Annotated in this window: 7 protein-coding genes, 1 tRNA gene, 2 rRNA genes, 1 pseudogene and 2 riboswitches; of the genes and pseudogenes, 10 read left to right on the top strand and 1 reads right to left on the bottom strand. The window is 46.9% G+C overall.

Features of this window, described 5'->3' with window-relative positions:
- Nucleotides 1–201: 201 nt before the first annotated feature.
- The 10 genes and pseudogenes from P7F88_RS11660 to thiH all read left to right on the top strand — a co-directional run bounded on the left by P7F88_RS11660 (nt 202) and on the right by thiH (nt 11,480).
- Nucleotides 202–3,092: ribosomal RNA gene (locus P7F88_RS11660) — 23S ribosomal RNA — on the top strand.
- Between the two features lie 97 nt (nt 3,093–3,189).
- Nucleotides 3,190–3,305: ribosomal RNA gene (gene rrf, locus P7F88_RS11655) — 5S ribosomal RNA — on the top strand.
- A gap of 33 nt (nt 3,306–3,338) precedes the next feature.
- Nucleotides 3,339–3,415 (top strand) — tRNA-Asp (locus P7F88_RS11650).
- A 232-nt stretch (nt 3,416–3,647) separates the two neighbouring features.
- Nucleotides 3,648–3,711, top strand: a riboswitch (Fluoride riboswitch).
- Between the two features lie 82 nt (nt 3,712–3,793).
- Complete coding sequence (locus tag P7F88_RS11645) at nt 3,794–5,164, top strand: voltage-gated chloride channel family protein (RefSeq protein ID WP_277824913.1); 1,371 nt, start codon at nt 3,794–3,796, stop codon at nt 5,162–5,164.
- Between the two features lie 84 nt (nt 5,165–5,248).
- Nucleotides 5,249–5,360: riboswitch (TPP riboswitch) on the top strand.
- Between the two features lie 119 nt (nt 5,361–5,479).
- Nucleotides 5,480–7,414, top strand: a complete 1,935-nt coding sequence (gene thiC, locus P7F88_RS11640) for a phosphomethylpyrimidine synthase ThiC (RefSeq protein ID WP_277824911.1) — start codon at nt 5,480–5,482, stop codon at nt 7,412–7,414.
- Nucleotides 7,414–8,568, top strand: a pseudogene (thiE, locus tag P7F88_RS25675) (thiamine phosphate synthase); the annotation flags it as partial. The gene thiC and the pseudogene thiE, both read left to right, overlap by 1 nt.
- Nucleotides 8,569–8,616: 48 nt before the next feature.
- Entirely contained in the window at nt 8,617–9,372 is a 756-nt protein-coding gene (locus tag P7F88_RS25670; protein ID WP_338405566.1) for a HesA/MoeB/ThiF family protein, read from the top strand.
- 9 nt (nt 9,373–9,381) lie between these two features.
- Nucleotides 9,382–9,585: a sulfur carrier protein ThiS gene (gene thiS, locus P7F88_RS11630; protein ID WP_277824908.1), complete on the top strand. Its 204-nt coding sequence runs from the start codon at nt 9,382–9,384 to the stop codon at nt 9,583–9,585.
- A 1-nt stretch (nt 9,586) separates the two neighbouring features.
- Entirely contained in the window at nt 9,587–10,351 is a 765-nt protein-coding gene (locus P7F88_RS11625; protein WP_277824906.1) for a thiazole synthase, read from the top strand.
- Between the two features lies 1 nt (nt 10,352).
- Nucleotides 10,353–11,480, top strand: coding sequence for a 2-iminoacetate synthase ThiH (thiH, locus tag P7F88_RS11620; protein ID WP_277824905.1), 1,128 nt, complete (start codon nt 10,353–10,355; stop codon nt 11,478–11,480).
- A 119-nt stretch (nt 11,481–11,599) separates the two neighbouring features.
- On the opposite strand, the gene P7F88_RS11615 is transcribed toward thiH, so the two are convergent.
- Nucleotides 11,600–13,387, bottom strand: a complete 1,788-nt coding sequence (locus P7F88_RS11615) for an aminopeptidase P family protein (protein ID WP_277824902.1) — start codon at nt 13,385–13,387, stop codon at nt 11,600–11,602.
- Between the last annotated feature and the right edge of the window lie 47 nt (nt 13,388–13,434).

Genomic DNA, 13,434 nt, shown 5'->3' with positions numbered 1-13,434 from the left:
AATTAAAAGTTCTCAAATCCTATGTCTTTTAAAGATGTAGGTACCAACACACATTCAAGTGTTCTTGGGAACAACATTTTATGTTGTTCATATTTGAGTCCGGCAAAATCGTGTCTGCATCATGTTTAAATAATTGCAGACAACTTTGGTTGTTTGATTAAACAATCTTAAAGGTTTCTTCGAAACTCTTTGGGGTTGTATGGTTAAGTGACTAAGCGTACACGGTGGATGCCTTGGCAGTCAGAGGCGATGAAAGGCGTATTAACTTGCGATAAGCGCAGATGAGGTAGTAAAAACCACTTGAGTCTGCGATTCCTGAATGGGGAAACCCAATTGCATAAGCAATTATCATTAACTGAATACATAGGTTAATGAGGCGAACCGGGGGAACTGAAACATCTAAGTACCCCGAGGAAAAGAAATCAACCGAGATTCCGAAAGTAGCGGCGAGCGAAATTGGACTAGCCCTTAAGCGTTTAATGGTTCAGGTGAACAAGCTGGAAAGCTTGGCGATACAGGGTGATAGCCCCGTAACCGACAAACCCTTTTACGTGAAATCGAGTAAGGCGGGACACGTGATATCCTGTCTGAATATGGGGGGACCATCCTCCAAGGCTAAATACTACTGACTGACCGATAGTGAACCAGTACCGTGAGGGAAAGGCGAAAAGAACCCCTGTGAGGGGAGTGAAATAGAACCTGAAACCGTGTACGTACAAGCAGTAGGAGCCTCCTTGTGGGGTGACTGCGTACCTTTTGTATAATGGGTCAGCGACTTATATTCAGTGGCAAGGTTAACCGTTTAGGGGAGCCGTAGGGAAACCGAGTCTTAACTGGGCGCTCAGTCTCTGGATATAGACCCGAAACCAGGTGATCTAGCCATGGGCAGGTTGAAGGTTGAGTAACATCAACTGGAGGACCGAACCGACTAATGTTGAAAAATTAGCGGATGACTTGTGGCTAGGGGTGAAAGGCCAATCAAACCTGGAGATAGCTGGTTCTCCCCGAAAGCTATTTAGGTAGCGCCTCGGACGAATACTACTGGGGGTAGAGCACTGTTAAGGCTAGGGGGTCATCCCGACTTACCAACCCTTTGCAAACTCCGAATACCAGTAAGTACTATCCGGGAGACACACGGCGGGTGCTAACGTCCGTCGTGGAGAGGGAAACAACCCAGACCGCCAGCTAAGGTCCCAAATTATTACTAAGTGGGAAACGATGTGGGAAGGCTAAAACAGCTAGGATGTTGGCTTAGAAGCAGCCATCATTTAAAGAAAGCGTAATAGCTCACTAGTCGAGTCGGCCTGCGCGGAAGATGTAACGGGGCTAAGTAATAAACCGAAGCTGCGGCTGCTAGCATTTGCTAGCGGGGTAGGGGAGCGTTCTGTAAGCCGTTGAAGGTGGTCTGTAAGGGCTGCTGGAGGTATCAGAAGTGCGAATGCTGACATGAGTAACGATAAAGGGGGTGAAAAACCTCCTCGCCGGAAGACCAAGGGTTCCTGTCCAACGTTAATCGGGGCAGGGTAAGTCGACCCCTAAGGCGAGGCCGAAAGGCGTAGTCGATGGGAAACGGGTTAATATTCCCGTACTTCTTACAATTGCGATGGGGGGACGGAGAAGGCTAGGTGGGCCTGGCGACGGTTGTCCAGGTTCAAGTGCGTAGGCTTGAGAGTTAGGTAAATCCGGCTCTCTTTAAGGCTGAGACACGATGTCGAGCACCTACGGGTGTGAAGTCATTGATGCCATGCTTCCAGGAAAAGCCTCTAAGCTTCAGATTGTAAGGAATCGTACCCCAAACCGACACAGGTGGTCGGGTAGAGAATACCAAGGCGCTTGAGAGAACTCGGGTGAAGGAACTAGGCAAAATGGTACCGTAACTTCGGGAGAAGGTACGCTCTCGACGGTGAAGAGATTTACTCTTGGAGCTATTGAGAGTCGCAGATACCAGGTGGCTGCAACTGTTTATTAAAAACACAGCACTGTGCAAAATCGTAAGATGACGTATACGGTGTGACGCCTGCCCGGTGCCGGAAGGTTAATTGATGGGGTTAGACCTTGTGTCGAAGCTCTTGATCGAAGCCCCGGTAAACGGCGGCCGTAACTATAACGGTCCTAAGGTAGCGAAATTCCTTGTCGGGTAAGTTCCGACCTGCACGAATGGCGTAATGATGGCCACGCTGTCTCCACCCGAGACTCAGTGAAATTGAAATCGCTGTGAAGATGCAGTGTACCCGCGGCTAGACGGAAAGACCCCGTGAACCTTTACTACAGCTTGGCACTGAACATTGAGCCTACATGTGTAGGATAGGTGGGAGGCTTTGAAACACTGTCGCCAGATAGTGTGGAGCCATCCTTGAAATACCACCCTTGTATGTTTGATGTTCTAACTTAGCCCCGTTATCCGGGGTGAGGACAGTGCCTGGTGGGTAGTTTGACTGGGGCGGTCTCCTCCCAAAGCGTAACGGAGGAGCACGAAGGTGGGCTAATCACGGTTGGACATCGTGAGGTTAGTGCAATGGCATAAGCCCGCTTGACTGCGAGAATGACAATTCGAGCAGGTGCGAAAGCAGGTCATAGTGATCCGGTGGTTCTGAATGGAAGGGCCATCGCTCAACGGATAAAAGGTACTCCGGGGATAACAGGCTGATACCGCCCAAGAGTTCATATCGACGGCGGTGTTTGGCACCTCGATGTCGGCTCATCACATCCTGGGGCTGAAGTCGGTCCCAAGGGTATGGCTGTTCGCCATTTAAAGTGGTACGCGAGCTGGGTTTAGAACGTCGTGAGACAGTTCGGTCCCTATCTGCCGTGGGCGTTGGAGAATTGAAAGGGGCTGCTCCTAGTACGAGAGGACCGGAGTGGACGAACCTCTGGTGTTCGGGTTGTCATGCCAATGGCATTGCCCGGTAGCTAAGTTCGGAATCGATAACCGCTGAAAGCATCTAAGCGGGAAGCGAGCCTTGAGATGAGTTCTCCCTGGCGCTTAAAGCGTCCTAAAGGGTTGTCGTAGACTACGACGTTGATAGGCAGGGTGTGTAAGCGTTGTGAGGCGTTGAGCTAACCTGTACTAATTGCCCGTGAGGCTTAACCATACAACACCCAAAGGGTTTTGTGGGCTCAGAGCCAAGAATATTGAATGTGTAACTACAGAACTAGAATTAACATCAGTTTTCCGAATTAAAGAATTTGCTTGGCGACCATAGCGTTGTGGACCCACCTGATTCCATGCCGAACTCAGAAGTGAAACGCAATAGCGCCGATGGTAGTGTGGGGCTTCCCCATGTGAGAGTAGGACATCGCCAGGCTTTAAATTTAGACTCTTATAGTCTAACCAGTGCGGAGCGGTAGTTCAGTTGGTTAGAATACCGGCCTGTCACGCCGGGGGTCGCGGGTTCGAGTCCCGTCCGCTCCGCCACTTATTTCAACCCGATGCGAAAGCGTCGGGTTTTTTAATGTCTGAAATTTACGCCCTTCGGTCTTACGAGTCCCGCAGGGAGGCCTGTCCGATGTCCGCCATTTCTTTAAAAGTGACACATGTAACGTTTTAAATCTTTACAAAAGAACAGCTGTAATAATCCTGCCAGAAATATCAAACACATATTGAGAATTTTGACTAACAATAGTAGCATTGGCAGCTACTAACCAAATAGTTAGTGGGTGATGGAGTTCCACCTTTAACCGCTCATATGAGATGATGACTCCTACTGTAGTGGATAGATCCATCTATGGTAGGGAGGTAAACGTCTATCATAATGGCTATCCTGATTTATCCATTTAATGAAGATAGTTGAGTATGTCTCATCCACTAAGTTCGAATCCTAGAATCTTTTTTCAAATCATACGCTGGACAGCGTTGATCACTCCTGTTGCTATAATTGTTGGTGCACTTAATGCCTTTTTTCTCTGGTTGCTAAGCTTAGCTACAGACACTCGAAATGAAAACATGTGGCTAATCTACCTATTACCTTTAGCTGGTATAGTAATTGTCTATTTCTACAGAAACTTAGGCAAAAACTCCGAAGGTGGTAACAACCTGATCATGGATGAAATCCATGAACCTGGTGCTGGTATACCTACTCGGATGGGGCCACTCGTTCTGATTACAACGGTCATTACCCATTTATTTGGAGGCTCAGCTGGCCGGGAAGGTACTGCAGTACAGATAGGAGGCGCTGCTACACACGCTCTGGCGCGTTTTTTCAAGCTAAGTGAATCAGATACCCGCCTTATCTTGATAGCTGGTGTTGCTGCTGGATTTGGAGCCGTATTTGGCACCCCGTTGACCGGTGCCATATTTGCACTAGAAGTTATAGCAATTGGTCGACTTCGCTACGATGCAATTGTTCCTGCTCTATTCGCTGCGATCCTTGCAGACTTTGTTTGTTCATCATTAGGTGCGCACCATACTCATTACCGCATAGACTTTTTGGAAAACATCACCGTAATGGAGCACGCAGTAAAGGTGGATTTGTGGTTGTGTGCAAAAATACTTCTAGCATCAGTTGGATTTGGTCTTGCTGGGTATCTCTTTGGTGAGCTTACTCATGCCTTCAAAGACATCTTTAAGGCAACCTTAACGAATCCGTACCTTATTGTTGTGATCGGAGGATTAATCGTTATCGCCGTGGTTAAGATTACCGGAAACTATGACTACATAGGGTTAGGGGTTTACGCTAACCAGGAAGGAGGAGTTAGCATACTGAGTGCGTTTCATGAGGGAGGAGCCGAGTGGTACAGCTGGCTTGCAAAACTGCTTCTTACCGCTATTACCCTTTCTGCGGGTTTCAAGGGTGGTGAAGTTACGCCTTTATTTTTTGTTGGCGCTACTCTTGGAAATACGCTCGCCTGGGTAATGGGAGCTCCGGTCGATTTATTTGCGGCTCTTGGCTTTTTGGCTGTATTCGCCGCAGCAACTAATACGCCTTTGGCTTGCACTATTATGGGCATAGAGTTATTTGGTGCTAATCACATGCTCTATTTTGCGATCGCTTGTTATACAGCTTATTACTTTAGCGGGCATACTGGCATTTATTCTTCTCAACGTATCGCCATGCCAAAGCTATTTGATTTAGAAGGACAGCCTCAGTACAAAGGCAGGCTCGGAGAGTTAAGGGAAACTCACTCGTCACTTCTAAAGGCCTTGGTTAAGAAGCTTTCTAAGTAACAACTGATTAAACCCCACGGGTGGACAAATTCTTTTATATTGTTATGGACTTGTTGTTCATCCTTAACGGTTTTATACTTCTATTCTAACTTGTCGGAGTGCTTAGTTCTTTATAGAGCATAGCTGAGACCGCATTGCGGGATCCGTTGAACCTGATCAGGCTAATACCTGCGAAGGGAACAAGAGAAGATAGTTGTATTGTCCGTTCACACACTTATCTTACATGGTTAGTGGGCACTTACATTTGTGCGTGCTGCCTTTCCTCTTGTAGCACCAATCCGCCAAGCATTTTTTATTCATACAAAGGAAAATGCTATGACGAATCGCAAACAATCAAGACTGGATGCGAAAAACTTCATCGATACGCTATCGGTGCAACCTTATCCTAAATCTACCAAAGTATACGTAGAGGGTGGTCGCCCTGATATTCGTGTGTCTATGCGAGAAATCGCACTTTCTGATAGCTTTATTGGGGGCAGCAAAGATAACCCTATCTTCGCGCCAAACGAACCGATTCGTGTCTATGATACTTCTGGGTTTTATACCGAACCTGAGTACACCATCGATATTTACAATGGCCTGCCTAGGATACGTCAGGCATGGATTGATGAGCGTGCAGATACAGAGCTTCTTAACGATGTTAGCTCGGTATACACCAAACAGCGTCTAGAAGATGAAACCTTAGACGAACTGCGTTACGGCAATTTACCACCTATTCGACGAGCGATCGAAGGCAAGTGTGTGACCCAAATGCACTATGCTCGCCAAGGCATCATTACGCCTGAGATGGAATACATTGCTATTCGCGAGAACATGGGCCGAACTCAATATGCTGATGAGCAACTTAATCGTCAGCATCCTGGCCAAAGCTTTGGTGCTAACCTACCTAAAGAGATAACAGCTGAATTTGTTCGTCAGGAAGTAGCGGAAGGGCGTGCGATTATCCCGCTCAACGTCAATCACCCTGAAGCAGAACCAATGATCATTGGTAGAAATTTCCTAGTAAAAGTAAACGCTAATATCGGTAACTCATCGGTAACTTCATCGATCGAGGAAGAGGTTGAAAAACTGGTTTGGGGTACTCGCTGGGGCAGCGATACCGTGATGGACTTGTCTACTGGTCGTAATATTCACGAAACTCGTGAGTGGATTTTACGCAATAGCCCGGTTCCGATAGGCACAGTTCCAATGTACCAAGCGCTAGAAAAGGTGAATGGTATTGCAGAGAATCTAACCTGGGAAGTGATGCGCGATACCTTGATTGAGCAAGCAGAGCAGGGTGTCGATTACTTTACTATTCACGCAGGCTTGCGCCTTCACCATGTGCCAATGACTGCTAATCGTGTTACTGGCATTGTGTCTCGTGGTGGTTCCATTATTGCAAAATGGTGCTTGGCTCATCACCAGGAAAGCTTTCTCTATGATAACTTCCGAGAGATCTGTCAAATCTGTTCTCAATATGATGTTTCACTATCTCTCGGTGATGGTTTACGCCCGGGCTCAATTGCTGATGCTAATGATGAAGCCCAGTTTGCCGAACTAAGAACCTTAGGTGAGCTAACCAAGATTGCTTGGGAGTATGACGTACAGGTGATCATCGAAGGTCCGGGTCACATTCCAATGCATATGATCAAAGAGAACATGCATGAGCAACTGAAACATTGTCACGAAGCGCCGTTCTACACTCTAGGTCCGTTGACTACTGACATTGCACCAGGTTATGACCATATCACTTCTGGGATCGGCGCTGCACTGATAGGTTGGTATGGCTGTGCCATGCTTTGTTATGTTACGCCAAAAGAGCATCTTGGCTTACCAGATAAAGATGACGTTAAGGTTGGGCTCATTACCTACAAACTTGCTGCTCATGCAGCGGACTTAGCCAAAGGTCACCCGAGCGCTCAGGTTCGGGACAATGCTCTGTCTAAGGCACGCTTCGAGTTCCGCTGGGAAGACCAGTTTAACCTATCGCTTGACCCCGATACTGCTCGCGCCTACCACGATGAAACACTTCCCCAGGAGTCTGGTAAGGTTGCTCACTTTTGTTCGATGTGCGGCCCCAAGTTCTGCTCGATGAAGATCTCTCATGAGGTACGGGATTATGCTAAAGGGTTTGAGCAAAACTCGTCTCACCCCATCAAAGTAAAACTACTCGAAGATCCATTAGAGGGCATGAAGCAAAAGTCCATTGAGTTTACTGCTCAAGGCTCTCAACTATATAAACTTGCTGAAGAGGTTAGTGACTCGTAATGAATCAGCTCTTAATCCCTACTCAATATCAACACCTGACCCAGGTGATACACTCAAACTTAGCGACTGCTGCTGAGGCGGACTTTGATATCACAGCTATCGATTTAGGTATTAGCCCAACTCATCTGTTCCAAATTAAGATAGACGATAAATCTCAAGAGTACGACTATGATCCTGTTAAAGTGGGTCCAGAAGGTGGTGCTATTGCATGTATCTATACAAAAGATAACGCTCAGGCAACGAGGTTAATTGACCAGTACCCAGGTCAGGTTGTAATGCTTGGTTTGGGGCGTGAAGCTCATGGTTTTGACTGCTGGCAACACTTAGGTGAACGTCGAGCAATCCAATACTCTATCGGACAGTGTAGTACATCTTCAGAGCTACACTTTGGCTGGCTTTTAACTGCTTTGGTTCTAGATTTCCCTTTAGAAGACGCTTTGATGGTTGCTCGAGCCATGACGCAAGACGGTGTTTCACGTGAAACATGGCCTGATGCTGACTACCATTTTCCAGTGCCGGTACTTAACGATAAGCCATTGGGTATCTTTACTAACAGGCTTAACCAGGATGATTTTGCGCCAGTTGAGCCCGACAAGCTTGGGTTGTATCCAGTTGTAGATAGTGTTGTGTGGATCGAGCGTCTATTGAAGTTAGGCATTACCACACTGCAACTGCGCATCAAAAACCCGAATCAACCAGACCTAGAACAACAAATTGAGCGAGCAGCTTTTTTGGGACGAGAGCACAAGGCCCAACTGTTTATAAACGATTACTGGCAGTTTGCGATCAAACATCAAGCTTATGGAGTGCACCTAGGGCAAGAAGATCTATCAGTGGCTGACCTTGAACAGATCCAACAGGCAGGTCTGCGTATTGGTCTTTCAACCCATGGTTATTACGAGTTGCTACGTATCAGACGACTAAAGCCAAGCTACATCGCATTGGGCCATATTTTCCCGACTACCACCAAGCAGATGCCATCAAAGCCTCAAGGTTTGGTTCGTCTCGCTCATTACCAAAAAGCGCTGGGTGATACGCCAACGGTCGCAATTGGTGGCATCGATATGTCCAATGCAAAACAAGTTTATGCATGCGGTGTGACTAGCTTGGCCGTGGTTCGAGCCATCACTTTGTCGCGGGATCCGAAAAAAGTGATAGATGACTTTAACCAAACCATCTTTAACCAGGCGGAGAAAAATATCATGTTAAGTGACCATGAATTTATTCGTTATCAGCGCCAAATTGCTTTAGCTGAAGTAGGCGAGTGTGGGCAGTTAACACTTGGAAAAGCCAAAGTGCTAATAGTTGGCGCGGGCGGTTTAGGTAACCCTGTCGCTATGTACCTGGCAGCAGCCGGTGTTGGCAGTTTAGCGATTGCCGATGGCGATGGTATTGAAGTGAGTAACCTACAACGTCAGGTTGCTTTCAAAGATAGCCAAGTTGGTGACAATAAAGCACAGAGCTTAGTCGGTGCCATCAAAGCGACCAACCCACTGATCCAGGCGCGTGCAGTCAAATCGATGCTTAAAGGTGATCAGCTTAAGCTCGAAGTCATGATGGCAGATCTGGTGCTAGATTGTTGTGACAACTTTGCTACCCGTTTTGAAGTCAATCAAGCTTGTGTAGAGAGCTATACACCCTTGGTTTCTGCTTCTGCCATCGGGTGGAAAGGGCAGCTCGCACTGTTTCCAAATTCAGGAAGCAATGCCTGTTATCAATGTCTGGTTCCTGAATCTCCGCCACAACAACTTAGTTGCAGCACTATGGGTGTCGTAGGACCAGTCGTTGCGACACTAGGTGCTTGCCAGGCTCTTGCTGCGATCAAGTTTCTACTCAATATACGCATAGAAAACCAGGCCATCACACTCCACCTGTTCGATGGACTAACGATGAACTGGCAACAGCTCACGTTTGAAAAAAATAACGCTTGCCCGGTGTGCGGTGCAAACAACGATTAAGAGATTCCTATGATAAAAATTACTATTAACGACAAACAACGCAGTGTCGAAGCCAGCACCACATTAGATACCATTATTGCATCTGTGCTAGAGGATACTATGGGCTATGCTGCAGCTATAAACCAGTCGATCATTCCTAAGCAAGAGTGGGCGGCAACCCAGCTCAATGATGGCGATTCAATTACTCTTTTCCAAGCGATAGCAGGAGGCTGATATGTTAACCATAGCTAACCATACTTTTTCTTCTCGTCTATTCACGGGGACTGGCAAGTTTGCTGACAGTGCGCTGATGGCGGATTCACTCGCTGTGTCTGGCTCGGAGCTTGCGACCATGGCGCTAAAGCGTGTCGACCTTGATACCCAGCAAGATGACATCCTATCGCCCCTAATTGAAAACAACATCAAACTGCTACCTAACACCTCCGGTGCAAAAACGGCACGAGAAGCAATATTTGCTGCCGAACTAGCAAGAGAGGCATTAGGCACAAGTTGGCTTAAACTGGAAATCCATCCGGACCCCAAGTACTTAATGCCTGACCCAATTGAGACCCTAAAAGCGGCAGAAGAGCTAGTAGAAAAGGGCTTTATTGTGTTGCCTTATTGTCATGCTGACCCGGTGTTGTGTAAGCGCCTTGAGGAAGTAGGCTGTGCAGGGGTAATGCCACTTGGAGCGCCTATTGGTTCTAACCAGGGGTTGGTGTCTGAAGAGTTTTTAAAGATCATTATTGAGCAAGCGAACGTGCCTGTAGTCGTGGATGCAGGCATCGGTGCACCATCTCATGCCGCATTTGCTATGGAGTTAGGTGCTGATGCTGTGTTGGTCAACACCGCAATTGCCTCTGCTGCGGATCCGGTTGCAATGGCGAAAGCGTTCAAGATGGCTGTCGAGAGTGGCCGCATAGCTTATGAAGCTGGCCTTGCAGGTCGAGTGACTCAGGCTATTGCTTCCAGTCCATTGACTGCATTCTTGGAGAGTTAAGATGGCCTTTAGTGTTCAGTTCGAAAAGCTCAACTGGGATCAGATCAAGCTGGCTATCTACTCGAAAAATTCCGTCGATGTTGAACGTGCCTTGTCAAAAACTAAGCGTAATCTAGATGATTTTATGGCGCTGATATCTCCAGCTGCTGAATCATACTTAGAGCAGATGGCACAGCTATCATATGCAGCGACTAGAAAACGCTTTGGTCATACGGTTTCTATGTATGTGCCACTCTATCTCTCCAACCTTTGTTCTAATCAATGTACCTATTGTGGTTTTTCTATGGAACATCGAATCAAGCGAAAGACTTTAGACTCGCAAGAGATAGAACAAGAGATTAATGCAATCAAAGCGATGCGGTTTGATAGCGTTTTGCTGGTAACAGGAGAGCACGAAACCAAAGTGGGCATGAACTACTTCAGACAAGTGCTGCCACAAGTTCGCAAGCAATTTAACTATTTGGCCATGGAAGTCCAGCCCCTAGAGCAAGATGAGTATGCTGAGTTGAAAAGTTTAGGGCTCGATGCTGTGATGGTATATCAGGAGACCTATCATCCTTCTACTTATGCTAAGCATCATCTTCGCGGTAACAAGATGGATTTTGAATACCGCCTCAATACAGCTGATAGATTGGCGCAAGCGGGTATTGATAAGATTGGGGTCGGTGCTCTGATTGGGCTAGAAGATTGGCGTACCGATAGCTTCTATGTTGCTGCTCACCTGGATTACCTAGAACGTACTTACTGGAAAACTCGTTACTCAATTTCCTTTCCTCGCATCCGTCCTTGCGAAGGTAGCATTGAACCAAAATCGGTGATGTCGGATAAGCAACTGGTTCAGCTTATCTGCGCCTATCGTTTGTTGAATGGCGAGGTTGAGCTATCACTTTCTACCAGAGAGTCTAAATCCTTCCGTGATAATGTTATGCCTCTGGGTATTACCACGATTTCGGCAGCATCTAAAACTCAGCCTGGGGGATATGCTGATGACAAGCAAGTGGAGCTGGAACAATTTGCCATTAGCGATGAGCGATCGGCAGACGCAGTTGCTAAAGCAGTAAAATCAAAAGGGCTTGAAGTGGTTTGGCGTGATTGGCACCCGGCGTATTCCGGCGGTTTCGTTCAATAGTTTTAAATGTTGAAAGGTAACTCTATTGTGTTTCACGTGAAACATAAAAGACAGCCACTCGAGGAGTGGCTTTCACATATTTGTAATTTGCTCGCTTAGTAAACGCTAGTCTATGCGTCTTAGTAGGTTAGTGGAGCGGTTGCTTGCTCTAACCACTGAAGTGCATCACCTGCAACCAGCGGGCTTACTTCTGCCCAAACTTTTTGATGGTACTCATTTAGCCACTCAAGTTCTGGGCGATTAAGCATGTCGACGCTGATACAGCGCTTGTCGATAGGGCAACGAGTCAATGATTCGAAACCAAGTACAGACATATCACCATTGGTTGCATACTCTTTAACCAACTCAAGGTTCTCGATTCTGATACCAAACTCGTCTGCTCGGTAATAACCAGGCTCGTTAGATAGCACCATACCTTCTTCTAAAGCAACTGTGTTAACAGCGGGAGCTATTCTTTGAGGACCTTCGTGAACACTTAGAAAGTGACCCACACCATGACCTGTACCATGGTCATAGTTGTAACCTTGTGACCAAAGTGGTGCGCGTGCAAGAACATCTAACTGATGGCCAGTCGTGCCTTTCGGGAAGCGAGCTTTTGACAAAGCAATATGGCCCTTCAGTACAAGAGTGAATTGTTGTTTCATCTCTTCGGTCGGGTTACCGATAGCAATCGTGCGAGTGATATCCGTGGTACCGTCTAGGTACTGGCCGCCTGAATCGACCAGATAAAGCGTGTTTAGCTCAAGCTTGCCTGGTTCAGGTTGGTTGTTGTGATTGTAGTGACACATTGCTGCGTTACCACCTGCTGCTGAGATAGTATCGAAGCTGAGGTCAATAAGGGTTTCATCTTCACGACGGAAGATTTCCAGTTTATCGGAAAGTAACGCTTCGTCATGCAAATTACCCGAAGCAACCTCGCTATCTAACCAGGTTAGAAAGTTAACCATCGCTGCGCCATCACGTACGTGACAATCGGTCATGCCTTTGACTTCGGTAGCATTCTTGGCTGCCTTTGGAAGAAGACATGGATCGGCGGCTTCAATAATCTCTGCTCCACTGTTTTGTAACTGAAGAGTGAACCACGCATTGCTTGTTGCTGGATCAACGATAACCTTCTTGCGATTTAACGAGGCTAGTTGAGCTTTTAGCTCTTTAGGTGGAAATACCGTCACACCTTGACCAACATGAGCTGCAAATTCTGCCGGCAGACGAGCGACATCGATAAAGAAGCTAACTTCACCTTGTGCATTGATAATCGCATGAGAAAGTGCAACTGGTAGGCGAGAGACATCAAGACCACGCACATTCAACAACCAACATATACTATCAAGTTGAGTAAGTAGCGCTGCATCTGCACGCTGTTTAGTGATCTCTTCACCAATTAGCAGGCGCTTCTCTTGGCTAGATTGACCGCTACGCTCAACACACATCAGGCTCACTTTGCTTAGTTTAGGTTCTGGGCGATCATCCCAAACTGAATCAACAGGGTTTGCTTGGCAGATAACGATTTCAGCGTGAAGTGCCAGTGTCTCTTTGGCACCTTTTAGCCATTTTGACGAATGCATATTGGCGTCGATTCCGACTCTCGAGCCTTTAGGAAGATTATTAACAATCCATTCTAGTGGTGGATTCTCAATTAGATGCTGGTATTCAAACACATCACCTGGTACTTGTTTAGTTACTTGAACCGTATAGCGACCGTCAACAAAGATGGCTGATTTTTCTTTGCTGATGACTGCTGCTCCGGCTGAACCAGTAAAGCCCGTTGCCCATAACAAACGTTCGTTGTGCTCGGGGATATATTCTCCGAGAAACTCATCTTCATGAGGGATGATAATGGCATCCAGGTTACTTTCTTCTAACCAGGTTCTGAGTCGCTCGACGCGCTCGGTTATCTTGTTGGTCATGATGTTCCTTTTAATAGTTATTAGTCTTACGTTAGCAGTGACTATTG

This window comes from Vibrio hannami (genome assembly GCF_029589055.1).
GTDB classification, from domain to species: Bacteria; Pseudomonadota; Gammaproteobacteria; order Enterobacterales; family Vibrionaceae; genus Vibrio; species Vibrio hannami.
The sequence above is the reverse complement of the archived record's forward strand: the minus strand, read 5'-3'. Positions and strand labels throughout refer to the sequence as shown.